The organism is Bacillus sp. FJAT-14266 (assembly GCF_001719225.1).
Taxonomy (GTDB): domain Bacteria; phylum Bacillota; class Bacilli; order Bacillales; family Bacillaceae; genus Bacillus; species Bacillus subtilis.
Genome location: NZ_CP017072.1, coordinates 1,859,074 through 1,882,645 on the forward strand (window position 1 = coordinate 1,859,074; position 23,572 = coordinate 1,882,645).

The 23,572-nt window shown below is 43.6% G+C and carries 29 protein-coding genes and 1 riboswitch; of the genes, 22 read left to right on the top strand and 7 right to left on the bottom strand.

Translation table 11 applies throughout. The annotated features are described in order from the left end of the window. Positions 1–40: 40 nt before the first annotated feature. Entirely contained in the window at positions 41–826 is a 786-nt protein-coding gene (gene tasA, locus BGM23_RS09780; RefSeq protein WP_014664586.1) for a biofilm matrix protein TasA, read from the top strand. A 92-nt stretch (positions 827–918) separates the two neighbouring features. On the opposite strand, the gene sinR is transcribed toward tasA, so the two are convergent. The 4 genes from sinR to BGM23_RS09800 all read right to left on the bottom strand — a co-directional run bounded on the left by sinR (position 919) and on the right by BGM23_RS09800 (position 4,132). Next, positions 919–1,254, bottom strand: coding sequence for a transcriptional regulator SinR (gene sinR, locus BGM23_RS09785; protein WP_003226345.1), 336 nt, complete (start codon positions 1,252–1,254; stop codon positions 919–921). A gap of 33 nt (positions 1,255–1,287) precedes the next feature. Continuing rightward, positions 1,288–1,461 (bottom strand): anti-repressor SinI, encoded by a 174-nt coding sequence (gene sinI, locus BGM23_RS09790; protein ID WP_003230187.1) that lies wholly within the window; start codon positions 1,459–1,461, stop codon positions 1,288–1,290. A 182-nt stretch (positions 1,462–1,643) separates the two neighbouring features. Next, positions 1,644–2,438, bottom strand: coding sequence for a YqhG family protein (locus BGM23_RS09795; protein WP_015714249.1), 795 nt, complete (start codon positions 2,436–2,438; stop codon positions 1,644–1,646). A 20-nt stretch (positions 2,439–2,458) separates the two neighbouring features. Continuing rightward, complete coding sequence (locus tag BGM23_RS09800; RefSeq protein ID WP_029726726.1) at positions 2,459–4,132, bottom strand: DEAD/DEAH box helicase; 1,674 nt, start codon at positions 4,130–4,132, stop codon at positions 2,459–2,461. Positions 4,133–4,300: 168 nt separating this feature from the next. Then, a riboswitch (glycine riboswitch) is annotated at positions 4,301–4,402 on the top strand. A 170-nt stretch (positions 4,403–4,572) separates the two neighbouring features. On the opposite strand from BGM23_RS09800, the gene gcvT reads away from it, so the two are divergent. From gcvT to gcvPB, 3 genes are read left to right on the top strand one after another with little or no spacing between them, the layout of a single operon-like run. Beyond that, a complete protein-coding gene (gene gcvT / locus BGM23_RS09805) occupies positions 4,573–5,661 on the top strand; it encodes a glycine cleavage system aminomethyltransferase GcvT (RefSeq protein WP_015714248.1) in 1,089 nt (362 codons plus the stop codon). 29 nt (positions 5,662–5,690) lie between these two features. Beyond that, complete coding sequence (gene gcvPA, locus BGM23_RS09810; RefSeq protein ID WP_029317920.1) at positions 5,691–7,037, top strand: aminomethyl-transferring glycine dehydrogenase subunit GcvPA; 1,347 nt, start codon at positions 5,691–5,693, stop codon at positions 7,035–7,037. Continuing rightward, positions 7,030–8,496: an aminomethyl-transferring glycine dehydrogenase subunit GcvPB gene (gene gcvPB, locus BGM23_RS09815; RefSeq protein ID WP_029726727.1), complete on the top strand. Its 1,467-nt coding sequence runs from the start codon at positions 7,030–7,032 to the stop codon at positions 8,494–8,496. Before gcvPA ends, gcvPB begins: the two co-directional genes overlap by 8 nt. 34 nt (positions 8,497–8,530) lie before the next feature. Here gcvPB and BGM23_RS09820 read toward each other — a convergent pair whose 3' ends face one another. Next, entirely contained in the window at positions 8,531–8,911 is a 381-nt protein-coding gene (locus BGM23_RS09820) for a rhodanese-like domain-containing protein (protein WP_004398485.1), read from the bottom strand. A 190-nt stretch (positions 8,912–9,101) separates the two neighbouring features. Here BGM23_RS09820 and lipM point away from each other — a divergent pair, with 190 nt between their 5' ends. The 3 genes from lipM to BGM23_RS09835 all read left to right on the top strand — a co-directional run bounded on the left by lipM (position 9,102) and on the right by BGM23_RS09835 (position 11,467). Beyond that, on the top strand, positions 9,102–9,938 hold the full coding sequence (lipM, locus tag BGM23_RS09825) for an octanoyltransferase LipM (RefSeq protein ID WP_014664579.1): 837 nt from the start codon (positions 9,102–9,104) through the stop codon (positions 9,936–9,938). A gap of 99 nt (positions 9,939–10,037) precedes the next feature. Continuing rightward, positions 10,038–10,466 carry a transcriptional regulator MntR gene (gene mntR / locus BGM23_RS09830; RefSeq protein WP_003236923.1) on the top strand — a complete coding sequence of 143 codons (429 nt, stop codon included), beginning with the start codon at positions 10,038–10,040 and terminating at the stop codon, positions 10,464–10,466. A 125-nt stretch (positions 10,467–10,591) separates the two neighbouring features. Then, on the top strand, positions 10,592–11,467 hold the full coding sequence (locus BGM23_RS09835; protein ID WP_029726728.1) for a patatin-like phospholipase family protein: 876 nt from the start codon (positions 10,592–10,594) through the stop codon (positions 11,465–11,467). Here the strand turns inward: BGM23_RS09835 and BGM23_RS09840 are convergent. Continuing rightward, complete coding sequence (locus BGM23_RS09840) at positions 11,464–11,859, bottom strand: SA1362 family protein (protein WP_003226367.1); 396 nt, start codon at positions 11,857–11,859, stop codon at positions 11,464–11,466. The genes BGM23_RS09835 and BGM23_RS09840 overlap by 4 nt on opposite strands. Positions 11,860–11,898: 39 nt before the next feature. Beyond that, the gene (locus BGM23_RS09845) at positions 11,899–12,855 is read right to left on the bottom strand and encodes a DUF1385 domain-containing protein (protein WP_029726729.1); all 957 of its coding nucleotides are present in this window, start codon (positions 12,853–12,855) and stop codon (positions 11,899–11,901) included. 226 nt (positions 12,856–13,081) lie between these two features. Here BGM23_RS09845 and BGM23_RS09850 point away from each other — a divergent pair, with 226 nt between their 5' ends. From BGM23_RS09850 to accC, 15 genes are all read left to right on the top strand, one after another. Then, the gene (locus BGM23_RS09850; protein ID WP_003230222.1) at positions 13,082–13,618 is read left to right on the top strand and encodes a YqhR family membrane protein; all 537 of its coding nucleotides are present in this window, start codon (positions 13,082–13,084) and stop codon (positions 13,616–13,618) included. An 86-nt stretch (positions 13,619–13,704) separates the two neighbouring features. After that, on the top strand, positions 13,705–14,151 hold the full coding sequence (gene aroQ, locus BGM23_RS09855) for a type II 3-dehydroquinate dehydratase (RefSeq protein WP_003230223.1): 447 nt from the start codon (positions 13,705–13,707) through the stop codon (positions 14,149–14,151). Further along, positions 14,148–15,209: an aminopeptidase PapA gene (gene papA / locus BGM23_RS09860; protein ID WP_053581892.1), complete on the top strand. Its 1,062-nt coding sequence runs from the start codon at positions 14,148–14,150 to the stop codon at positions 15,207–15,209. The genes aroQ and papA overlap by 4 nt, the downstream gene beginning before the upstream one ends. Positions 15,210–15,233: 24 nt before the next feature. After that, complete coding sequence (gene efp / locus BGM23_RS09865; RefSeq protein WP_003226377.1) at positions 15,234–15,791, top strand: elongation factor P; 558 nt, start codon at positions 15,234–15,236, stop codon at positions 15,789–15,791. Between the two features lie 144 nt (positions 15,792–15,935). Continuing rightward, entirely contained in the window at positions 15,936–16,217 is a 282-nt protein-coding gene (locus tag BGM23_RS09870) for a YqhV family protein (protein WP_004398639.1), read from the top strand. 75 nt (positions 16,218–16,292) lie between these two features. Next, a complete protein-coding gene (spoIIIAA, locus tag BGM23_RS09875) occupies positions 16,293–17,216 on the top strand; it encodes a stage III sporulation protein AA (RefSeq protein WP_015251728.1) in 924 nt (307 codons plus the stop codon). After that, positions 17,210–17,725, top strand: coding sequence for a stage III sporulation protein SpoIIIAB (gene spoIIIAB, locus BGM23_RS09880; protein ID WP_014477309.1), 516 nt, complete (start codon positions 17,210–17,212; stop codon positions 17,723–17,725). The genes spoIIIAA and spoIIIAB overlap by 7 nt, the downstream gene beginning before the upstream one ends. Before the next feature lie 22 nt (positions 17,726–17,747). Continuing rightward, positions 17,748–17,954, top strand: coding sequence for a stage III sporulation protein AC (gene spoIIIAC / locus BGM23_RS09885; RefSeq protein ID WP_003153142.1), 207 nt, complete (start codon positions 17,748–17,750; stop codon positions 17,952–17,954). A 6-nt stretch (positions 17,955–17,960) separates the two neighbouring features. Continuing rightward, complete coding sequence (gene spoIIIAD, locus BGM23_RS09890; protein ID WP_003230228.1) at positions 17,961–18,362, top strand: stage III sporulation protein AD; 402 nt, start codon at positions 17,961–17,963, stop codon at positions 18,360–18,362. Positions 18,363–18,380: 18 nt separating this feature from the next. After that, the gene (gene spoIIIAE, locus BGM23_RS09895) at positions 18,381–19,580 is read left to right on the top strand and encodes a stage III sporulation protein AE (protein ID WP_029317923.1); all 1,200 of its coding nucleotides are present in this window, start codon (positions 18,381–18,383) and stop codon (positions 19,578–19,580) included. Positions 19,581–19,593: 13 nt separating this feature from the next. Next, a complete protein-coding gene (spoIIIAF, locus tag BGM23_RS09900) occupies positions 19,594–20,214 on the top strand; it encodes a stage III sporulation protein AF (protein WP_015251730.1) in 621 nt (206 codons plus the stop codon). Beyond that, positions 20,207–20,896 (top strand): stage III sporulation protein AG, encoded by a 690-nt coding sequence (gene spoIIIAG / locus BGM23_RS09905; protein WP_015251731.1) that lies wholly within the window; start codon positions 20,207–20,209, stop codon positions 20,894–20,896. Before spoIIIAF ends, spoIIIAG begins: the two co-directional genes overlap by 8 nt. Next, entirely contained in the window at positions 20,897–21,553 is a 657-nt protein-coding gene (gene spoIIIAH / locus BGM23_RS09910; RefSeq protein ID WP_015251732.1) for a stage III sporulation ratchet engulfment protein SpoIIIAH, read from the top strand. It begins immediately after the preceding gene. Positions 21,554–21,709: 156 nt separating this feature from the next. Beyond that, on the top strand, positions 21,710–22,189 hold the full coding sequence (gene accB, locus BGM23_RS09915; RefSeq protein ID WP_046663571.1) for an acetyl-CoA carboxylase biotin carboxyl carrier protein: 480 nt from the start codon (positions 21,710–21,712) through the stop codon (positions 22,187–22,189). Between the two features lie 11 nt (positions 22,190–22,200). Further along, the gene (gene accC, locus BGM23_RS09920) at positions 22,201–23,553 is read left to right on the top strand and encodes an acetyl-CoA carboxylase biotin carboxylase subunit (protein WP_003230253.1); all 1,353 of its coding nucleotides are present in this window, start codon (positions 22,201–22,203) and stop codon (positions 23,551–23,553) included. Positions 23,554–23,572 lie beyond the last annotated feature (19 nt).

Genomic DNA, 23,572 nt, shown 5'->3' on the forward strand with positions numbered 1-23,572 from the left:
GGTTTCGATATAAAATCATTCAATAAAAGGGGAGTTTACCATGGGTATGAAAAAGAAATTGAGTTTAGGAGTTGCTTCTGCAGCACTAGGATTAGCTTTAGTTGGAGGAGGAACATGGGCAGCATTTAACGACATTAAATCAAAGGATGCTACTTTTGCATCAGGTACGCTTGATTTATCTGCTAAAGAGAATTCAGCGAGTGTGAACTTATCAAATCTAAAGCCGGGAGATAAGTTGACAAAGGATTTCCAATTTGAAAATAACGGATCACTTGCGATCAAAGAAGTTTTAATGGCGCTTAATTATGGAGATTTTAAAGCAAACGGCGGCAGCAATACATCTCCAGAAGATTTCCTCAGCCAGTTTGAAGTGACATTGTTGACAGTTGGAAAAGAGGGCGGCAATGGTTACCCGAAAAACATTATTTTAGATGATGCGAACCTTAAAGACTTGTATTTGATGTCTGCTAAAAATGATGCAGCGGCTGCTGAAAAAATCAAAAAACAAATAGACCCTAAATTCTTACATGCAAGCGGTAAAGTCAATGTAGCAACAATTGACGGTAAAACCGCTCCTGAATATGATGGTGTTCCAAAAACACCAACTGACTTCGATCAGGTTCAAATGGAAATCCAATTCAAAGATGATAAAACAAAAGATGAAAACGGGCTTATGGTTCAAAATAAATATCAAGGCAACTCCATTAAGCTTCAATTCTCGTTCGAAGCTACACAGTGGAACGGCTTGACAATCAAAAAGGACCATACTGATAAAGACGGTTATGTGAAAGAAAATGAAAAAGCGCACAGCGAGGATAAAAATTAATAACAGCAATAAAAAGAGACGGCCCAGTATTCATATACTGGGCCGTCTCGATGGTTATTGACAAAAGAGGAGTTAGTGCCTCTGCTCAGGCACTACTCCTCTTTTTGGGATTTTCTCCATTTTTGATAATCTAAAAATTCACGAAATTGTTTTTTCGATACCCCGGATGTCATCGCATCGCGAACCAATTTCTCCCATTCACTATCTAATTGACCATCGTATTCGGTTTCATGTTTCTCATCGAGCAAAGTATGAACCGAGACGTCCAGAACAGCGGAGACTTTTTCGAGAAATTGAATGGAGGGGTTCGTTTGTAGATTTCGTTCTATTGAGCTTAAATAAGACTTCGCTACCCCAGCTTTTTCAGCTAGTTCTGATAGTGAGTAGCCTTTTTCTTTACGGTATTGTTTAATACGCTGGCCAATCAATGTCATCACCTTCCTTGTGATATTATAGCACATTCAGAAAGGATTTACGGTATGACTTCTGGCTGCCGGACCAGGATGAGCAGACTTTTTGTTTAAAAGTAAATATTTTCGTATTTCTTCCGGGCTGATATTTGCCTCTTTGGCTTCCACCATTAATTCAACCCATTCTTGATCCAATTCAAAGTGCTCTTGTTTTGCATTCTTCATGCAGTTTCTCCTCCTAAAATACTTGTTTATGTATTTCAGCCAGTCCGGCCATGACTTATTGTATGCTTCATTAGTCTCTGGAAGTCATTTGCCATTAAATCACCAGAATTTTTTTCCAATATACCTTTATTATAATCGTATTTTCTCAAAAAAAACGAGAATGATGTCGAATGGTAAAAAAGTTAGCTTGAAATATTATTTTGCAGATAAAACAATCCGCCATTTTCAATTTCAACTGATATCTTTGGTTGATACAAGGTTTTCAGCGCCTGTTTTTCTAGATGGTATTCTTCTGGTTTTTCTTCTATATGCTCGTAAAACTTATCAAGCAATGTCATATCATTCTTCCACCTGTTAACCGCCTGTTCCGCCCAGTCGGATGGCTCCTGCATAGCGGATTTGGAAATATAGTTTTCCATACGCTTAAGTCCGCTTTCTGGTTTGATCATAGGTGAAATGGTGAAGCAATAGTCACATATTTGAGACGTCAGTGAAAACTGGGTCAGCTTGCTTTGAAAATCTTCAATTATCGTTCCAGAGACTAGGTGAAGACCTAGTGACAATAACTTATCCTTTTTCATGTCGGACTGGTATGAAATCGTGACATTTATACCAAGCCAAGGCTGAAGTGGGACTTTAGCTCCGGCTGATTCAATTTTCTCATACATTCTGGTAAATCTCCCATTTTGTTTAACAGCTTTAAATATTTGAAAAAGACGCGGGGCCCCAAAATATATAAATTCACCATCTAGGTCTTTTGGCGCATTTTCTTTATCTGTAATAAAAGTGATTTTCATTGGATTCGGATCACCGCCTGTCTTCTCGCGCCAATGCCAGTAGAAAGGGCGGTTCATGATTTGTTTGTCCATTTCAACTGTAAGCTGCACTGTCATATAGCCTAAGCCTTGATCGATGATTTGGCAGCTGTTTGCTTGAAAAAAACGCAGCAGAAAATCGTGAACCTCTTGCTGTCTCACTAATAAAACCTCCTTACAGGCTAAGATCCTCTTTTTTCAGCAGGCTGCTGTTTTTTATAAGACAAAAATGAGGTTAAGTTATCCATTTTTATTTTCATTTCTTCTTCTGTTGCTGAGTGATACAAAATGTCATGCAGATGCTCTTCAAAATTGTTCACTTGAATTTTCGTTAAAATATCATCAAGTTCACCGACCACTTTTTCAAACAAATGAATTTTTTCATATAAAAGCTTTAGAATATGCTCTTCCACCGTATGTTTTGTCGCCATGTTATAAATATGCACGTCACGCTCCTGCCCGAGTCTGTGAATTCTTCCGATTCTTTGCTCAAGTCGCATCGGATTCCATGGCAGGTCATAGTTGATCATGTGATTGCAAAATTGCAGGTTAATTCCCTCACCGCCTGCTTCAGTTGCAATAAGGACTTGGATTTTTCCGCGGAAAAGATCCTTCATCCAGTCTTTTTTTCCACGTTTAAATCCGCCTCTAAACGGCACAGAACTGATGCCGTTTTGCTGAAGAAACCACTGCAAATAAATCTGGGTTGCCCGGTATTCTGTAAAAATGATGACCTTATCGTCAATCTTTTTGATTAAATCAACGACTTGAAGCGCTTTAGAGTTTTGTGTCACTTGATTGATGCGATCTATTAAAACTGAAATCGTATCCTCATCAATGGCAGGTGCTTGTTTCTCTTTTTGATCAAGCATCTTTTTCAGCGTCATATATACCGCTTCTCTGCTCGAACAGCATTCTCTTTGCAAGGTCATAATCGAGAACATGCTGGCTGGTTTATTGATACTGTCCTTCAAGCGAGAAATTTCATCATAAAGCGCCTGCTCTGATGGAGAAAATTGAATCGGCACTGTTTCAACATGGCGCTGTTTCCAATTCAGCCCTGTATCATGCCGCCTGTTACGGATCATGACTTTATTCACAAGATCTTTTAAATGTTCATGCGCTTCTAAACTGGATTTCTTCTTGGCGAACTCCTCCTGAAAGTGATTCTGACTGCCTAAATGGCCGGGTTTTAATAAGGACACCAAATTGAAAATCTCTTCGATACGGTTCTGGATTGGCGTCGCGGTAAGAAGCAGGCAATATTTTTTTACGAGATTCCGGACAAATTCATAGTTCTTCGTTTTGCTATTTTTCAGTTTGTGTGCCTCATCAATAATGACAAGATCATATGGGATAGACAGAACGATTTCTCGATGGGGCGAGCGCTTCGCGGTGTCTATTGATGAGACGACAATATCGCATTGCTCCCACACATAGCTTTTCTTTTGTTCAACAGCCGGAATCAAAAATTTTTCCTGAAGCTCTTTGACCCACTGTGACACAAGGGAAGCGGGCACAAGGATCAAAATTTTTTTTGCTAATCCGCGAATCATATATTCTTTTAAAATTAAACCGGCTTCCACCGTTTTCCCGAGACCAACCTCATCTGCTAAAATCGCTTTCCCGTTCATTTTTTCAACCACTTTTTGCGCCACTTCAAGCTGGTGGGGGAGCGGCGTAAAGGAAGGCAGATATAAAGGAGCCCGTAAGCCTTCAAAATCTGGAATTGCTAATGTTTTCTGGATTTCTGCAGAGAGCTTGTACAGTTCCCAGTTTGCCCAAGGGCCATCGTTTTTCAGTCTTTCAGCAAATTCTTCAGGCCATTTTGCATCGTAGATCATTTCTGTATTCATTGCTTTGAAACCGCCTTTCTAATTCTTCGATTCTTAAGATGAACAATATAAGAAAAATCTGCCCAAATTGCTGTTGCCCAGCATATAGTGATGATGGTAGGATATGAGTATGTATTTGATGTAAGATATTGCTATAGTATGTCCATAACAGCATGAAAATATGAGCGAATGACAGCAAGGGGAGAGACCTGACCGAAAACCTCGGGATACAGGCGCCGAAGGAGCAAACTGCGGAGTGAATCTCTCAGGCAAAAGAACTCTTGCTCGACGCAACTCTGGAGAGTGTTTGTGCGGATGCGCAAACCACCAAAGGGGACGTCTTTGCGTATGCAAAGTAAACTTTCAGGTGCCAGGACAGAGAACCTTCATTTTACATGAGGTGTTTCTCTGTCCTTTTTTGTATGTTTTTAGCTGCGCCGTTGATAAAGGGGAGGAATTAGATGCTGAAAAGAACGCCGTTATTTGACCTGTATAAGGAATATGGAGGAAAAACGATTGATTTCGGAGGCTGGGAGCTTCCTGTTCAATTTTCTTCTATAAAAAAAGAACACGAGGCTGTCCGAACTGCAGCCGGTTTGTTTGATGTATCTCATATGGGAGAAGTCGAAGTGTCAGGGAACGACAGTCTGTCTTTTTTGCAAAGATTGATGACAAATGATGTTTCCGCGTTAACGCCAGGCCGTGCTCAATATACAGCGATGTGTTACCCGGATGGCGGAACCGTCGATGATTTGCTTATCTATCAAAAAGAAGAGAACCGCTATCTGCTTGTCATTAATGCTTCTAATATAGATAAAGACTTGGCTTGGATGAAAGAACATGCAGCAGGTGATGTGCAGATTGACAATCAGTCAGATCAAATCGCGCTCTTGGCTGTACAGGGACCGAAAGCAGAAGCGGTCTTAAAAAATCTGACAGATGCAGATGTGTCTGCATTAAAGCCGTTTGCGTTTATTGATGAAGCCGATATCAGCGGCCGCAAAGCACTTATTTCACGCACTGGCTATACGGGAGAAGACGGGTATGAAATTTACTGCCGCAGTGATGATGCTATGCATATTTGGAAAAAAATCATCGATGCAGGGGATGCATACGGATTGATTCCATGCGGTCTTGGTGCACGTGATACACTCCGGTTTGAAGCGAAGCTCCCGCTCTACGGTCAGGAGCTGACCCGGGATATTACACCGATTGAAGCAGGTATAGGCTTTGCTGTAAAGCACAATAAGGAGTCTGACTTTTTCGGTAAGTCAGTATTGAGTGAACAAAAAGAAAACGGAGCGAAGCGCAAACTTGTCGGTCTCGAAATGATTGAAAAAGGGATACCGCGGCACGGATATGAGGTTTTCCAAAATGGCAAGTCTGTCGGAAAGGTGACAACCGGCACGCAGTCACCGACATTAGGGAAAAACGTCGGCCTTGCCTTAATTGATTCGGAAACAAGTGAGATCGGGACTGTTGTAGATGTAGAGATTCGCAAAAAATTAGTGAAAGCAAAGGTTGTCAAAACACCATTTTATAAACGCTAATATTTTTTCTTGGAGAGAGGAGACAACACATGAAGCACCGTTATTTGCCCGCAACAGAAAAGGATAAACAGGAGATGCTTGCTACTATCGGCGTAAGCAGCATCGATGATTTATTTGCTGATATACCGGAAAACGTCAAATATAAAAAAGAGTATCAAATCAAAAAAGCGAAATCAGAAACAGAATTAACAAGAGAACTGACAAAGCTGGCCTCTAAAAATCGTGATACCGTACAATACGCTTCTTTCTTAGGAGCGGGTGTATATGACCACTATCAGCCTGTCATTGTGGATCATGTCATTTCGCGCTCTGAGTTTTATACCGCATATACGCCTTATCAGCCAGAGATTTCACAAGGAGAGCTCCAGGCTATTTTTGAATTCCAAACGATGATCTGTGAACTGACAGGCATGGATATCGCCAACTCCTCGATGTATGACGGCGGAACAGCCTTGGCAGAAGCAGCAATGCTTGCTTCAGGCCACACGAAAAAGAAAAAAATTGTTGTATCAAAAACCGTGCATCCTGAATCGCGAGAGGTGCTGAAAACGTACGCAAAAGGTCAGTATATTGATGTTGTTGAAGTACCCGCTGCGGATGGCGTTACAGATCTTGATGCATTGCGCCAAACCGTTTGCGAGAACACAGCCGCAGTGATCGTTCAGTACCCGAATTTTTTCGGCAGGATCGAGCCGCTAAAGGATATTGAGCCTATCGCTCATCAAGGGAAATCCATGTTTATTGTTTCAGCCAACCCGCTGGCGCTAGGTCTTCTCACTCCGCCGGGCAAGTTTCAGTCTGATATCGTCGTCGGTGATGCGCAGCCTTTCGGCATTCCTTCAGCATACGGCGGCCCGCATTGCGGCTTTTTTGCCGTTACTAAAAAATTAATGAGAAAGGTGCCGGGCCGTCTCGTCGGACAAACGGAAGACGAAAACGGAAAAAGAGGCTTTGTGCTTACCCTGCAAGCCAGGGAGCAGCATATCCGCCGGGATAAAGCAACATCAAATATATGCTCGAACCAAGCTTTAAATGCGCTGGCAGCATCAGTGGCCATGACTGCTCTCGGAAAAAACGGCGTAAAAGATATAGCCCGCCAAAATCTCTTAAAAGCCAACTATGCAAAGCAAGAAGCAAAAAAAGCAGGCCTTACCGTTATGTTTGATGGGCCGATGTTTAATGAATTTGTCATCAAACTGGATGAGCCGGTGAGAGCTGTGAACAAGCGTTTGCTGGCAAAAGGCATGATTGGCGGATATGATCTTGGGTTGACGTATCCGGAGCTGGACTGCCATATGCTGATTGCTGTAACGGAGCTGAGAACAAAAGAAGAAATTGACGCACTCATTCAGGAATTGGGGGATCGCCATGAGTAATCAGGACCAGGCACTTATTTTTGAACTATCAAGAGAAGGCCGAATCGGCTATAGTCTGCCGGAGCTCGATGTACCGGAAATCGAATTGGAGGACCTCTTGTCAGACACCTATATTCGTGACGAAGACGCAGCGCTGCCGGAGGTTTCAGAGCTGGACATCATGCGCCATTATACAGCGCTGTCCAAACGCAATCACGGGGTGGATTCCGGTTTTTATCCTCTCGGTTCTTGCACGATGAAATATAATCCGAAAATCAATGAAAAAATCGCACGTATTCCTGGTTTTGCTGCGATTCATCCTCTTCAGGATGAAGACACGGTGCAAGGCGCATTAGAGCTTTTATATGATTTAAGCAAGCACCTTGAAGAAATAACGGGAATGGATGAGGTTACGCTTCAGCCTGCTGCCGGAGCGCACGGCGAATGGACGGGGCTGATGATGATCCGTGCCTATCATGAAGCTCGCGGGGATTTCAAGCGGACGAAGGTCATTGTCCCTGATTCCGCGCATGGGACGAATCCTGCATCAGCAACAGTAGCAGGCTTTGAAACCGTTACGGTGAAATCGAATGAAAAAGGGCTTGTTGATTTAGAGGATTTAAAAAGAGCAGTGAATGAAGAAACTGCAGCTCTTATGCTGACGAATCCGAACACGCTCGGCTTGTTTGAGGAGCAGATTACAGAGATGGCGGAAATTGTACACCAAGCGGGGGGGAAACTGTATTATGACGGCGCTAATTTAAATGCCGTTTTAAGTAAAGCGAGACCTGGTGATATGGGATTTGACGTGGTGCACCTCAACCTGCATAAAACATTCACAGGCCCTCATGGCGGCGGAGGCCCCGGCTCAGGCCCTGTCGGCGTAAAAAAAGATCTGATTCCTTATTTGCCAAAGCCAGTTTTAGTCAAAAAAGAAGGGCGCTTTACGTTTGATTATGACCGCCCTCATGCGATTGGCCGTGTGAAGCCGTATTACGGCAACTTTGGCATTAATGTGAGAGCGTATACGTATATTCGCTCCATGGGGCCTGACGGATTAAAGGCTGTTACTGAGAACGCAGTGTTAAACGCCAACTATATGATGAGAAAGCTCGCGCCTTATTACGATCTTCCGTTTGACCGCCATTGCAAGCATGAATTTGTATTATCAGGGAAGCGGCAGAAAAAGCTGGGAGTGCGTACGCTTGATATTGCAAAACGGCTGCTTGATTTCGGCTATCATCCGCCGACGATTTATTTCCCGCTTAATGTTGAAGAATGCATCATGATCGAGCCGACAGAGACCGAATCAAAGGAAACACTGGACGCGTTTATTGATGCTATGATTCAAATCGCAAAAGAAGCGGAGGAGAATCCGGAACTTGTTCAGGAGGCCCCGCATACAACGATTGTAAAAAGAATGGATGAAACAAAAGCGGCGAGACACCCGGTGCTCAGATACGAGGCGGTAGAAAGATAAATAAAAACAGCTGTCTACCAGACAGCTGTTTGCTTTATTTCTTCGCTTTAATCTTTCCGCCCCATTTTTTAAAGCCGCCTTTTAGGTTGTAAATCTCAGTGCAGCCGTTTTTGCGCAGGGTTTGTGCCGCGCGTCCGCTGCGGACACTGTTTTGGCAGTACAGGTAAACAGGCTTGTCCGTACGGATCTCATTTTTTCTCTGTTTCAGCTGGGAAAGCGGGATGTTGCGGGCGCCTAAAATATGTCCGCCCTCAAACTCATTTGGCTCACGAACATCAATAAGCTGCGCTTTGCGGTAACCCGCGCGGAATTCTTCTTCGGTAAGTGTTTTCATAATTCGCTGCTGATAGACATATGAAGCAATCATATAGATGATAAACGCAGCAAAAATAATCAAAACGATCATATTAGACAATGTGATTCTACTCCTTTAGCATATAAAATCAAAACCCTGCTTCATAAAACAAGGTCATAGAGCCGTTTTCGACAAATACTATTATAGTAAAGCACAGCGTGATTGTCATCTATAATGGAACTAAAATATTTTTCATTTTCCCGACAGTTTGATAAACTGATTCTATTAAAACGGTAAGGAAGGTCTTAAAATGCAAAAAGAAACTTGGCGGTTTATAGACTCAGGCAATGCAAGTCCTGCATTCAATATGGCGCTTGATGAAGCGCTTTTATATTGGCACAGCGAAAAGAAAATCCCCCCGGTTATCCGTTTTTACGGCTGGAATCCGGCGACACTTTCTGTAGGGTATTTTCAAAATATTAAAAAGGAAATCAATTTTGAAGCAGTACATAAATATAATCTCGGATTCGTCAGACGCCCGACCGGCGGGAGAGGTGTGCTGCACGATCAAGAACTGACATACAGCGTAATTGTTTCGGAAGAGCACCCCGAGATGCCGGCGACTGTTACTGAGGCTTACCGGGTTATTTCAGAAGGCATACTTCAAGGCTTTAGAAATCTCGGTCTGGACGCTTACTTTGCCATCCCGAGAACTGAAAAAGAAAAAGAAAGCTTAAAAAATCCGCGGTCATCTGTTTGTTTTGACGCGCCTTCGTGGTATGAGCTAGTGGTTGAGGGGCGCAAGGTGGCGGGAAGCGCGCAAACGAGACAAAAAGGCGTGATTCTTCAGCATGGCTCCATTCTTCTTGATTTAGATGAGGACAAGCTGTTCGATCTGTTCTTATATCCGAGTGAAAGAGTAAGAGAGCGGATGCAGCGCAATTTCAAAAATAAAGCGGTTGCCATTAATGAACTCACCGAAAAGCGGGTGACGATGGATGAGGCTCGTAAAGCCTTTAAAGAAGGATTTGAAACAGGTCTTAACATTCATTTGGAGCCATATGAACTTTCTCAGGAAGAGCTTGATTTTGTTCATCACTTGGCTGAAACAAAGTACGCTTCAGATGAATGGAATTATAAGCGGTAAACAGGGCTTTTGACCCGTGGAGCATCCTTGTTTTTTCAAGTTCATTAGTGTAAACTTGTAATGGTTTATAAAGTTAAGGTGCTTTTTGGGAGGGTTTCGATGACAACACCAAGTATGGAAGATTATATTGAACAGATTTATATGCTGATTGAAGAAAAAGGATATGCACGAGTTTCCGATATCGCGGAAGCATTGGCAGTCCATCCCTCCTCTGTAACAAAAATGGTTCAAAAACTAGATAAAGACGAATATTTAATTTATGAAAAATATCGCGGTCTCGTGTTAACGTCTAAAGGGAAAAAAATAGGCAAACGGCTGGTATACAGACATGAATTGCTTGAGCAGTTTTTAAGAATCATTGGTGTTGATGAAGAGAAAATATATAACGATGTCGAAGGAATCGAACATCATTTAAGCTGGAACAGTATTGATCGCATCGGGGATCTTGTTCAATATTTTGAAGAAGATGATGCCCGTAAAAAAGATCTGAAATCAATCCAAAAGAAAACAGAACATCATAATCAGTAAAAAGGCGGTCTCGAAGGAGGCCGTCTTTTTTGATACGCTGACGCCACCCGTCATTCGTTGGTCTATTTCTTCGCGTGTTTTCTTAAAATGGTAATAAACGATCTGATGGAGGGGGAGGGAATGAGATGTATATTGACGGTGTGTTTTCCGGCGGAGGAGTAAAAGGCATTGCGCTCGCAGGCGCTTATGAAGTGCTTGAGGAAAAAGGCTTCCGCTTTAAAAGAGTTGCGGGTACAAGCGCCGGCGCCATTATTGCCGCTTTCATTGCGTCAGGTTACACCAGTAAGGAAATCCACGCTTTAATTGAAGAAGTGAACGGAGAGAAATTGCTGGACCAAAGGTACTCTTTTCTCCCCTTAAAAATGCTCCAGTGGGTGTCCATCTACTGGCGTCTTGGCTTATACAAAGGCGATACGATAGAAGAATGGATTGCTGATCTGTTAAGAGCGAAAGGCATAAGGGTTTTCGGCGATTTGCAGAAAGGGTCTCTGCGCCTTATTGCTTCTGATCTGACAAACGGCACCATGATTGTTTTGCCGGACGATTTGGCCCGTTACGGGTTAAATCCAGATATGTTCCCGGTTGCCAGAGCGGTCAGAATGAGCTGCAGCATCCCGTATTTCTTTGAACCGATAAAATTAAAAACGGACACAGGCACCGCCACGGTTGTCGACGGAGGCGTGTTAAGCAATTTTCCCATCTGGCTGTTCTCAAAGGAAAGAAAGCGCCCTGTGATCGGTGTCACGCTTGCGCCACGTGAAAGAGAGCGTCCGAAAAAAAATATCCGCAACGCTTTTGAACTGTTCGGCGCCCTGTTTGAAACGATGAAGGATGCCCATGACGCAAGGCACATTGCGTCACGCTATGAACAAAATATCATTTTTCTCCCGGTTGATGGCGTAATGGCAACTGATTTTCATTTAACACAACAAAAAAAACTAGCCCTGATTGAGCTAGGTAAAAGACGGACAGAGCTGTTTTTAAAGCAGTGGACCTATTAAAAAAGCGCCCTGTTTTTCTTTTTATTTTTTTTCCCTTCTATAACAGTCAGCTGAGTCTGGCTTTTTTTCTTGAGAATCATCGGCTTAGGCTTGCTGGCGCTCGGAACGCTTCGCAGGTGGCTGACACGTCCCTTATGTCCGGCGCGGTGTTTTGCTTTTTGTTCTTTCATCCGGCGCCGCGATTGTTTCGCCGCTTTTTTGAAGGCTGCTCCTTCGCTGCCCGCATTTCGATTCATTACATATTTCACAATAAAATAAATAATGATACCTGCCACGATGACGGTTACCGCCATTTTTGCCATTTCTCCGGGATTGGTTACCAGCACATAGAGGAAACCGAACGCTCCCAGCGCAATTAATACAGCAATAATAGGTTGTACACGATGATTCATAACTGTCCACCTCCGAAAGTAATAGCAGGGCAACGGATTTTAGATGACGTTGTGAGAAGGCTTCTGATTTTGCTCAGACAATGCTTCGAGTCTGAGAAGTTCGTTAAAGCTTTCGATGGCAACTTCAACCTGGTCATCCTTAGGTTCCTTTGTGGTTAACAGCTGAAGCCAAAGACCCGGGTACCCAAGTAATTTCAGACCGGGAATGTCACGCACTTTGTTTGTCAGCTGCAGAACTTCAAAGGATATACCAAGCACGACCGGTATCAGTGCGACACGATCTATAACACGCAGCCAAAGCGGATCTGTCGGAACGAGTAAATAAACAAACATGCCGACAATAATCGTAAATAAAATAAAGCTTGATCCGCAGCGGTAATGAAGCCGAGATTGGTTTTGGACGTTCTCCACAGTAATTGGCAAATTCTGTTCATAACAGTTTATGACTTTATGTTCGGCTCCATGATATTGAAACACTCTTTTAATAAGCGGTGTCATGGACAAAAAATAGATGTAACCGAGCAGCAAAATCAACTTAAACAGGCTTTCAACCGCGATTTGCGCCGTGTCCGAGGAAAAAATCGGCCTTGTCAGTTCAGCTAAGAAAACTGGAACCAATGTAAATACGAATTTACTGAACAAAAATGATAGGACGCCTATACCTGCGAGGCTGAGATACATAGACAGCCCGGAGGATTTTTTTTCTTCCTGCTCAAGTGTCTCGTCTTCAGATGGATCGAGCCCGTAACGTTCGCTTGAAAAATTCAAATGCTTTGTGCCGTTTGCACTCGCTTCGATAATGGCCGCGATCCCCCGTAAAAACGGGATCTTTTTCACGATGTTCAGTTTCGGGTTGTGTTTGCGTGGAAGCTTAAAAAAGTCAATGCTTCCATCCGTTCTTCTGATGGCTGTAACGTAATGATGCTTTCCGCCAAACATAACGCCTTCCACAACAGCCTGCCCGCCGTAAGCGGGCGGAACTTTATGTTTTGACATATTATCAACCTGCCTATTTCTTTAGGATTGCTAACCATTTCCTTTCACTCTATTGTACAGGAAACAGCGCTAAACCTCTAGATTGACAGGCTGAAAAAATTGCCATAGCCTTGCTTTTTCTACATGCATTATACCCGGTATTTTCAAATTTTACTCGCAGCTGTCAAAAAGTGTGAGCTTTTTTATTGACATTTCATTTTTTGGGCACACTTTAACTGGAGGTGCCATGATGACAAGCGAAAAAGATACAGAACAAAATGAAGAATTGAATGAGAAGCAAAAGCCGCCTGTTTCAATGGCCGGCAGGGTGGCGGCAACAGGTTTTTGCGGAGGCGTACTTTGGAGTTTCGTTGCTTATATCGCATATTTGTTTCATTTTTCCGAAATCAGCCCGAATATGATATTGCAGCCGTTTGTGCTCGGAGAGTGGAAAAAACATGGGCTGGGAACGGTAATCAGCATCATTTTGATTGGAGTAATTTCAATTGGCGCAGCATTTCTTTATTTTCTTCTATTGAAACGTTTAAAAACAATGTGGCCGGGTATTTTATACGGCTTGGTGCTTTGGCTGCTCGTGTTTTTTGTTTTTAATCCGATTTTTCCAGATGTGCGCACGGTGACCGAACTGACATCAGATACAATTATTACGACCATTTGCATTTATTTGCTTTACGGGCTGTTTGTCGGGTATTCCATTTCATTTGAATACAATGAGCTGAATTCGGAAAAGCTTGCACGTGCGCTGGGAATGCATAGAGAATAGTGTATAATCCTTTTCCAGTATGATAAAATGTTCACGAGAAGTGAACATTTTTTACATGAGAAACCCTCGCAAAAAGGAGAGATTATGTGCCTCATTTTTTGATTTTGAACGGACCGAATGTTAACCGGCTTGGGAGTCGTGAGCCTGAAGTATTCGGCCGCCAGACACTGACCGATATTGAAACAGATCTTTTTCAGTTTGCTGAAGCCTTACATATCCAGCTCACTTTCTTCCAGTCTAATCACGAAGGTGATTTGATAGATGCGATACATGAGGCTGAGGAGCAATACAGCGGGATTGTTCTGAACCCCGGCGCCCTGAGTCATTACAGCTATGCGATCAGGGATGCTGTTTCAAGCATCAGTCTTCCTGTGGTAGAGGTGCATTTATCAAACTTATACGCCAGGGAAGAATTCAGGCATCAGTCGGTTATCGCTCCTGTTGCGAAAGGGCAGATTGTCGGTCTTGGAGCTGAAGGCTACAAGCTTGCTGTTCGCTACTTATTAAGCCAGCAAGGGGGAGAATCAAGATGAAGCTAGAGAAATTAAGAAACCTGTTTGGACAGCTGGGAATTGACGGCATGCTGATTACAAGCAGCACGAATGTACGCTATATGACAGGGTTTACAGGTTCGGCGGGTTTGGCTGTTATATCGGGTGACAAAGCAGCGTTTATTACGGATTTTCGTTATACTGAGCAGGCGAAGGTTCAGGTAAAGGGTTTTGAGATCATTGAACATGGTGGCAGCTTGATTCAGACCACTGCCGACACTGTTGAATCGTTTGGCATCAAGCGTCTCGGCTTTGAACAGAACAGCATGACATATGGCACTTACGCTTCATACAGCGCCGTTATCAGTGATGCCGAATTAGTGCCTGTGGCTGAATCCGTGGAAAAGTTGCGCTTGATTAAGTCTAGTGAAGAGATTAAGATATTAGAGGAAGCTGCGAAGATTGCAGATGATGCCTTCAGACATATCTTGACGTTTATGAAACCCGGTATTTCTGAAATCGCTGTTGCCAATGAGCTGGAGTTTTATATGAGAAGCCAGGGAGCAGACAGCTCTTCTTTTGATATGATTGTCGCCTCAGGCCTTCGTTCAAGCCTTCCGCACGGTGTGGCCAGTGACAAACTGATTGAAAGCGGAGACCTTGTTACGCTTGATTTTGGCGCTTATTATAAAGGATATTGTTCTGATATTACCCGGACGGTCGCTGTAGGTCAGCCCAGTGATCAATTGAAGGAGATCTATCAGGTTGTATTTGATGCTCAGGCGCTTGGCGTCGCACATATTAAGCCGGGAATGACAGGAAAAGAGGCTGACGCCCTCACAAGGGATCATATTGCTGCAAAAGGCTACGGTGACTATTTCGGCCATTCAACCGGGCACGGGCTCGGCATGGAAGTTCATGAATCGCCGGGATTATCCGTCAGATCTTCAGCTATCCTTGAACCGGGTATGGTGGTCACAGTGGAGCCGGGCATTTACATACCAGAAACAGGCGGTGTCCGCATTGAAGATGACATCGTGATTACAAAAAATGGCAACCGGACAATCACCCATTCCCCAAAAGAACTTATTATTTTGTGATTGGAATATAGGAGGACATTAAACATGATTTCAGTTAACGATTTCCGTACAGGATTAACAATTGAAGTAGATGGCGGCATTTGGCGCGTCGTTGACTTCCAGCACGTAAAACCTGGAAAAGGTGCGGCATTTGTCCGCTCTAAACTCCGCAACCTTCGCACTGGCGCCATTCAGGAAAAAACATTCCGCGCTGGTGAAAAAGTAGCGAAAGCGCAAATCGAAACCAAAACAATGCAATATCTATATGCAAACGGAGATCAGCACGTATTTATGGATACTTCTTCTTATGAGCAGCTTGAACTGAGCGCAACTCAAATCGAAGAAGAATTAAAATACCTGCTAGAAAACATGTCTGTGCATATCATGATGTACCAGGATGAAACACTTGGTATCGAACTTCCAAACACAGTTGAGCTGAAAGTTGTTGAAACTGAACCTGGTATTAAAGGTGATACAGCGTCAGGCGGTACAAAACCTGCGAAAACTGAAACCGGGCTTGTTGTAAACGTGCCGTTCTTTGTGAATGAAGGCGACACACTTGTTGTCAATACATCAGACGGTTCTTACGTTTCAAGAGCATAGAAAGAAAAAAAGAAGTCTGTTCCCAAATGGGAGCAGGCTTTTTTTGTGCCCAAAAACAGAATCTTTCTTTTATACGAAAATGACAAGACTACTTCAGCAAGCTAGAGCATATCATATAAAAAAATGGGAGGTTGGGAGAGTGCTATGAAATTTTTACTTGGAAATATCAATTCTACTGTTTTAACAATGGCGGGATTACGAGTTTTATCCTCTATGATTGAGCTGACGGCAGCAATTGTCATGCTTGTGACCAACGATGTCCGGAAGGCGGTTGTGGTTAACAGCATTCTCGCTATTGTCGGTCCGTTGATTTTTATCATTACGATGACTGTCGGAATCTACCAAATTGCCGGGCAGCTTTCGTATGCAAAGCTGATTCTGATTTTTACGGGTGTTGTTTTGATTTTGGCGGGTGTTCATAAATAAAGAGAGGCTTGTCATAAAGTCTGCCTCACATCATACATTTTAAAGAAGCCAATCGGTAGAAAGGAGGAGGCTCTGTTGAATGAAATCGCTGAGGTTCTCCCCGAATCCATGAAAAACGCCCTTTCTGAAATACCGGAACAACAATGGCTGGAAATCGAAGAAGTCAGAATTCGGATCAACCGCCCTGTTGAATTGATTCGAAGAGGACAACCTGTTTATTTGTCCTATGCGGGCACGGCCGAGGATGCCCATCTGATCCTGAGCCGGCTTAGCAACTATAGTATGTATACTCTTGAAGAAGAGCTGAAGAAAGGGTATGTCACGATCAGAGGCGGCCACAGAGTCGGACTGGCGGGCAGAGTCATTACGGAAAACGGAGGTGTGAAAGGCCTCCGTGACATCGCATCTTTTAATATACGAATTGCCCGGCAAAAGCTGGGGATTGCGGAGCCGCTGCTTCCATACTTATATCAAGACAGCTGGCTGAATACGCTGATTATCGGACCGCCCCAAACCGGCAAAACAACACTTCTCCGGGACCTTGCGAGGCTCTCAAGCACCGGCAAAAAACCCATGCTGCCCGTAAAGACAGGAATCGTCGATGAACGGTCAGAAATTGCCGGATGTCTTCGCGGCATTCCGCAACATCAATTTGGTCAGAGAATTGACGTGTTAGACGCCTGTCCAAAAGCTGAAGGGCTGATGATGATGATTCGATCCATGAGCCCTGAGGTGATGATTGTCGATGAAATCGGGCGTATGGAAGATACAGATGCACTTCTGGAGGCACTGCATGCCGGTGTTTCAGTAATTGTATCGGCGCATGGCTGGAGCATATCCGACCTGATGAAGCGGCCTTCATTGAAGCGTTTGTGGGAAGAAAGAGCCTTTGACCGCTATTTGGAATTATCAAGAGCAAAAGGGCCGGGCACAGTGAGCCGCATTTATGACAAAGACGGAAATGTGCTGTCTAGGACGACGGGCGTGAAAACATGCTGAAGTTGCTGGGCGCTGTATTCATTGTGGTAGCGACAACATGGACAGGTTTTGAGATGGCGAAGATTTATACAGAACGGCCGCGGCAAATCCGCCAGCTGCGTGCGGCGCTTCAATCCCTCGAGGCTGAAATCATGTACGGCCATACACCGCTTCATACTGCTTCACAGCAGATTGCCAAACAGCTCGCACAGCCTGTTTCAGCTCTTTTTTCCGCATTCAGTGATCAGCTGGACAAGGGAAGTGATTCCGCGAAAACGGCGTGGGAGCAAAGCTTAAAGAAAGTATGGGACACCCTGTCTTTGAAAAAAAGCGAATACGAAGTGCTGAAGCAGTTTGGCGAGACGCTCGGGATTCATGATCGAATCTCTCAGCAAAAGCACATCAAGCTGGCGCTGACACATTTGGAAGCCTCTGAAGCGGATGCTGAACAGGCGCAAGCGAAAAATGAAAAAATGATAAAAAGTTTGGGCTTTTTAGCGGGCTTGTTACTCATTCTTCTATTGATGTAAACGTGAGGGGAGCAAAAATAAAATGGGAGTAGACGTGAATGTCATATTTCAAATTGCCGGAGTGGGAATCGTGGTCGCTTTTTTACACACGATATTGGATCAGATGGGCAAGAAAGAATACGCTCAGTGGGTGACGCTGTTAGGTTTTATCTATATTTTATTTATGGTCGCCACGATTGTAGATGACCTATTTAAAAAGATAAAAGCTGTGTTTTTATTCCAAGGATAGGGGGGCTTGCAGATTGACATTGTTCAAATTGTAGGTTTAGGGCTGATCGCCACCTTCCTTTCTTTAATTGTAAAAGAACAAAAGCCGACTTTTGCGTTTTTAATCGTCGTTTTTGCCGGATGTGCCATTTTTCTTTATTTGGTAGACCAAATCTACGACATTATTCGAATGATAGAAAAAATTGCGATTAATGCAAATGTCAACATGGTCTATGTTGAAACCATTTTAAAGATTATCGGAATCGCCTATATTGCTGAATTCGGGGCACAGCTCACAAAAGATGCCGGTCAAGGAGCCATCGCCTCGAAAATAGAATTGGCGGGGAAAATTTTAATACTCGTAATGGCTGTGCCTATTTTAACCGTCATTATTGAAACGATTCTCGGACTTATACCTTCTATGTCATAACCGAAAGGAGGCGGTAGATTGAAGCGCTTTCAATGGGCTTTGCTTTTGGCCGTGCTGATCATAGCAGGCCGTGCAGAAATTGTACAAGCAGCTGGTAATGCAGAACAAACGGAAGACCATGCTGAAACAGCCGAGCAATTAGCGGAAAGGACAGCAGCCTCGCTTGAAACAGATAAGATCGGGGAATTTTGGAATGACATTATAACAGAATACGGCGGACTGCTGCCGGAAAGCCAAAAAGGCAGCTTAATGGAGTTTATCAATGGCGATAAATCATTCTCACCGCAAGAATGGCTGAAAGCTCTCTTTTCTTATTTGTTTCATGAAGTGCTTGCCAACGGAAAGCTGCTGGGCACATTGATTTTGCTCACGATTTTTTGCGTCATTCTGCAGCTTTTGCAAAATGCTTTTCAGCAAAGCACCGTCAGTAAGGTCGCTTACTCAATTGTGTACATGGTGCTGATTATCCTTGCGCTTAATAGCTTTCATGTGGCGATTAACTATGCAACTGAGGCGATTCAGACGATGACCAGCTTTATCCTGGCGCTCATTCCGCTCCTCTTGGCGCTTTTGGCTTCCTCAGGCGGAGCTGTATCTGCTGCCTTCTTTCATCCTGTTATCCTCTTCCTGATGAACACGAGCGGTCTCTTGATTCAGAATATCGTCATGCCGCTGATTTTTTTATCAGCGATTCTGAGCATTGTCAGCACGATGACTGAACAATACAAAGTAACACAGCTGGCTAACCTGCTCAGAAATATCGCCATCGGAGCACTGGCTGTTTTTCTTACCATCTTTCTCGGCGTCATCTCTGTTCAGGGAGCCTCAGCTGCAGTGACAGACGGCATTACGCTCAGGACGGCTAAATTTATAACCGGAAATTTTATTCCTGTGCTTGGCCGAATGTTTACAGACGCAACAGATACAGTAATCAGCGCCTCTTTACTGCTGAAAAATACGGTAGGGATTCTCGGTGTCGCTATTTTGATCTGTATCGCGGCATTTCCGGCAATCAAAGTGCTTTCCCTCGCTTTTATTTATAAGCTGGCAGCCGCGATTCTTCAGCCGCTTGGAGGCGGGCCCGTCATCACCTGCCTCGACGTCATCAGCAAAAGCGTCATTTATATTTTTGCAGCTCTCGCTATTGTGTCTCTCATGTTTTTTTTAAGCCTTACTGTCATAATCACAGCCGGAAACCTCACGATGATGATGAAATGAAGGAGGCAGGCGAATGAGTTTTTTAACGGAATGGCTTACCACCATCGTGTTGTTTATCCTATTTGCAATTGTGATTGATATGCTGCTGCCGAGCTCCAGCATGCAAAAGTACGCAAAAATGGTAGTCAGCCTGCTCTTGATTGTCGTCATGCTTACGCCGATTTTTAAACTTTTCAAGACAGACCCCGAAATCATCTTTGAATATCTCACAAAAAACGGGCAGTCAGAGTCTGCCGACATAAAAAATCAAATCAATTCAAAAAAAATAGAAATACAAGCTTCCCAGCGCGCATATATTCTAGAAGAAATGGCTGTCCAACTAAAAAAGAAAGCGGAGGAGAGATTCAGTCATGATGAATATAAAGTAGGCCGCATCAAACTCACGGCAGGAGAAAAGGTAGATTCAGAAGAGGATATTAAAACAATCAGCGTGTATATGGCCCCGTCTTCTGAAAAAACGGTCCAAACGGTCGCGCCGGTCCACATTGATACAGATCATGCATACGTAACGAAAGAAGCAGCCGAACAAAAAGAAGCCAAACAGATAAAAACGCAGCTCGCGGACATTTGGGAAATCGGAAGTGAGAAAATTACGGTTCATATGGAAGGCGGGGAGAGTGTCGGCAATGAATAAAAACGGATTATGGAATGTATTGAAAAAGCAGTTTCTTCCGGGACAAATGAAGGACGGCGAAAAGCCGAAGCTGACCAAATATCATTACTTTCTATTCGTTTTTGTTCTCGGAGTTTCCTTTATGCTTGTCAGCCAGCTGTTTTATTCACCTGAGAAAACAGAAAACGCCAAAACGATAACGGCCGTATCATCACAACATTCTGCGGGCAGCAAAGAGAAAACAGCTGAAGTGTTTAAAACCTCAAAATCTGATAAACCTAAAGACTCGATCGATGACTATGAAAAAGAATACGAAAATCAGCTGAAAGAAATTCTTGAAACAATCATTGGTGTGGACGATGTCTCGGTTGTCGTGAATGTAGATGCAACGTCGCTGAAAGTATACGAAAAAAACAAATCAAACAAAAATACAACCACTGAAGAAACTGACAAAGAAGGCGGAACAAGAAGCGTTACAGACCAAACATCGGAGGAAGAAATCGTCATGATCAAAAACGGCGATAAAGAAACACCTGTCGTCGTCCAAACGAAAAAACCTGATATACGCGGTGTACTCGTTGTTGCTCAAGGAGTGGACAACGTTCAAATAAAACAAACCATTATCGAAGCGGTGACACGGGTCCTGGATGTTCCAAGCCACCGGGTTGCGGTTGCCCCTAAAAAAATAAAGGAGGATTCATAAATGCTTAAAAAACAAACCGTTTGGCTATTAACAATGCTCAGTCTTGTCGTGGTGTTAAGCGTCTACTATATCATGTCGCCGGAAAGCAAAAACGCCGTGCAGATGCAAAGTGAAAAAAGCGCGCCTGACAGCGGAGAGGTCGCAACTGAAAAAGCGCCTGCCAAGCAAGACACGAAGGAAAAAAGCGGTACAGAAACTGAAAAAGGAAAAGAAGATGGAACAAAGGGAACGAAAGATTCATCAGCAGACAAGGAAACATCCGCTGAAGCCAGTGAAAAAGGAACTGTTGTTACGGAAACAGCCGATGATGATTTGTTTACAACGTACCGTCTTGATTTAGAAGATGCCAGAAGCAAAGAAAGAGAAGAGCTGAATGCCATTGTATCAAGCGATGATGCAACAGCCAAGGAGAAAAGCGAAGCATACGATAAAATGACGGCTCTCAGTGAAGTGGAAGGAACAGAAAAACAGCTGGAAACGCTGATTAAAACACAAGGTTACGAGGATGCGCTCGTTAATGCTGAAGGAGATAAAATCAATATTACAGTCAAATCAGACAAACACTCCAAATCGAAGGCGACAGCCATTATAGACCTTGTGGCAAAAGAAATCAAAACAATGAAAGATGTCGCTGTCACATTTGAACCATCCAAGTAAGAAAGAGGAAAAAGAAGCCCGCTAAACAAGCGGGCTTTTTGCGTTGCTGTCATATTAGAGTTGAATTCAAAAGTCCGCTCCTGTAAGATGAACATAGTATGTACTTTTAGTAGTAACCTATAAAAAAAGAAATTTCATACATAGGAGTGCGATTGAATGTTAAATATCAAAGAAATCCACGAGCTGATTAAAGCAATTGACGAGTCTACAATTGACGAATTCGTATATGAAAATGAAGGTGTATCCTTAAAACTGAAAAAACACGAAGCAGGCACGGTTCAAGTCATGCAGCAGGCACCTGCAGCACCTGTACAAGCACAGGCTCCGCAGGCAGTTCAGCCGCAAGCGCAGCAAGCAGCGGCACCTGCCCAAGAAGCACCAAAGCAAGATGAGAATCTGCATAAAATCACTTCACCAATGGTAGGAACATTTTATGCTTCTTCATCACCGGAAGCTGGCCCGTATGTAACAGCCGGTTCAAAAGTAAATGAAAACACAGTTGTCTGCATTGTAGAAGCGATGAAGCTTTTCAACGAAATCGAAGCAGAAGTGAAAGGCAAAATCGTTGAAGTATTAGTAGAAAACGGCCAGCTGGTCGAATACGGACAACCTCTATTTCTTGTAAAAGCGGAGTAAGGAGACTGAACATGATTAAAAAGCTATTGATCGCCAACAGAGGAGAAATTGCTGTCAGAATCATCAGAGCCTGCAGAGAGCTCGGAATTGAGACTGTCGCTGTTTATTCAGAAGCTGATAAAGATGCCCTTCATGTTCAAATGGCCGATGAAGCTTTTTGTATCGGACCGAAAGCATCAAAAGACAGCTATTTAAACGTTACAAATATTGTGAGTGTTGCAAAGCTGACTGGCACGGACGCCATTCATCCGGGATACGGATTTTTAGCTGAAAATGCTGATTTCGCTGAATTATGTGAAGAAGTGAATGTCACGTTTGTCGGCCCGAGCGCTGACGCCATTTCAAAAATGGGAACAAAAGACGTTGCGCGGGAAACGATGAAACAGGCCGGCGTGCCAATCGTACCGGGTTCACAGGGAATTATAGAAAATGTGGAAGAAGCGGTTTCGCTTGCTAATGAAATTGGGTATCCTGTAATTATAAAAGCCACCGCAGGCGGAGGCGGAAAAGGAATTAGGGTTGCCCGCACTGAAGAGGAACTGATTAATGGCATTAAGATTACACAGCAGGAAGCGGCAACTGCATTCGGAAATCCAGGTGTATACATCGAAAAATACATAGAAGATTTTCGCCACGTTGAGATCCAAGTGCTTGCTGATAACTACGGAAATACGATCCATTTGGGCGAACGCGACTGCTCGATCCAAAGACGCCTGCAAAAGCTTTTGGAAGAATCACCATCTCCTGCCCTTGATTCAGAAATCAGGGAGCAAATGGGAGATGCAGCGGTAAAGGCTGCAAAAGCGGTTGGCTATACAGGTGCTGGAACAGTTGAATTTATCTATGACTACAATGAACAGCGCTATTACTTCATGGAAATGAACACGAGAATTCAGGTAGAGCACCCAGTCACAGAAATGGTGACGGGAACTGACCTGATCAAGGAACAAATCAAAGTGGCATCAGGAATGGAACTGAGCCTCAAGCAAGAGGATGTTGAATTTGAAGGCTGGGCCATCGAATGCCGAATCAACGCAGAAAACCCAAGTAAAAATTTCATGCCGTCACCTGGTGAAATTAAAATGTACCTGCCTCCTGGCGGTCTTGGTGTCCGTGTCGATTCAGCTGCGTACCCTGGCTATTCCATCCCACCGTACTATGACAGCATGATTGCAAAGGTAATCACATACGGAAAAACGAGGGATGAAGCGATTGCCCGCATGAAGCGCGCATTGAGCGAATTCGTCATCGAAGGCATTGAGACAACAATCCCTTTCCATTTAAAACTGCTTGAACACGAAACATTTGTGAGCGGAGAGTTTAATACGAAATTTTTAGAAACATATGATGTAATGGGCTCATAATTTTTACGGAGGTGAATTG

Bases quoted from the DNA above. Each gene is read 5' to 3' on its own strand.
- mntR (WP_003236923.1), top strand. From the start codon at position 10,038: ATGACAACACCAAGTATGGAAGATTATATTGAACAGATTTATATGCTG.
- efp (WP_003226377.1), top strand. From the start codon at position 15,234: ATGATTTCAGTTAACGATTTCCGTACAGGATTAACAATTGAAGTAGAT.
- spoIIIAB (WP_014477309.1), top strand. From the start codon at position 17,210: ATGCTGAAGTTGCTGGGCGCTGTATTCATTGTGGTAGCGACAACATGG.
- BGM23_RS09870 (WP_004398639.1), top strand. From the start codon at position 15,936: ATGAAATTTTTACTTGGAAATATCAATTCTACTGTTTTAACAATGGCG.
- BGM23_RS09835 (WP_029726728.1), top strand. From the start codon at position 10,592: ATGTATATTGACGGTGTGTTTTCCGGCGGAGGAGTAAAAGGCATTGCG.
- BGM23_RS09845 (WP_029726729.1), bottom strand. From the start codon at position 12,855: ATGTCAAAACATAAAGTTCCGCCCGCTTACGGCGGGCAGGCTGTTGTG.
- BGM23_RS09840 (WP_003226367.1), bottom strand. From the start codon at position 11,859: ATGAATCATCGTGTACAACCTATTATTGCTGTATTAATTGCGCTGGGA.
- accB (WP_046663571.1), top strand. From the start codon at position 21,710: ATGTTAAATATCAAAGAAATCCACGAGCTGATTAAAGCAATTGACGAG.
- sinI (WP_003230187.1), bottom strand. From the start codon at position 1,461: ATGAAGAATGCAAAACAAGAGCACTTTGAATTGGATCAAGAATGGGTT.
- tasA (WP_014664586.1), top strand. From the start codon at position 41: ATGGGTATGAAAAAGAAATTGAGTTTAGGAGTTGCTTCTGCAGCACTA.
- spoIIIAG (WP_015251731.1), top strand. From the start codon at position 20,207: ATGAATAAAAACGGATTATGGAATGTATTGAAAAAGCAGTTTCTTCCG.
- spoIIIAF (WP_015251730.1), top strand. From the start codon at position 19,594: ATGAGTTTTTTAACGGAATGGCTTACCACCATCGTGTTGTTTATCCTA.
- gcvT (WP_015714248.1), top strand. From the start codon at position 4,573: ATGCTGAAAAGAACGCCGTTATTTGACCTGTATAAGGAATATGGAGGA.
- spoIIIAH (WP_015251732.1), top strand. From the start codon at position 20,897: ATGCTTAAAAAACAAACCGTTTGGCTATTAACAATGCTCAGTCTTGTC.
- spoIIIAC (WP_003153142.1), top strand. From the start codon at position 17,748: ATGGGAGTAGACGTGAATGTCATATTTCAAATTGCCGGAGTGGGAATC.
- accC (WP_003230253.1), top strand. From the start codon at position 22,201: ATGATTAAAAAGCTATTGATCGCCAACAGAGGAGAAATTGCTGTCAGA.
- gcvPA (WP_029317920.1), top strand. From the start codon at position 5,691: ATGAAGCACCGTTATTTGCCCGCAACAGAAAAGGATAAACAGGAGATG.
- BGM23_RS09800 (WP_029726726.1), bottom strand. From the start codon at position 4,132: ATGAATACAGAAATGATCTACGATGCAAAATGGCCTGAAGAATTTGCT.
- lipM (WP_014664579.1), top strand. From the start codon at position 9,102: ATGCAAAAAGAAACTTGGCGGTTTATAGACTCAGGCAATGCAAGTCCT.
- papA (WP_053581892.1), top strand. From the start codon at position 14,148: ATGAAGCTAGAGAAATTAAGAAACCTGTTTGGACAGCTGGGAATTGAC.
- BGM23_RS09850 (WP_003230222.1), top strand. From the start codon at position 13,082: ATGATGACAAGCGAAAAAGATACAGAACAAAATGAAGAATTGAATGAG.
- gcvPB (WP_029726727.1), top strand. From the start codon at position 7,030: ATGAGTAATCAGGACCAGGCACTTATTTTTGAACTATCAAGAGAAGGC.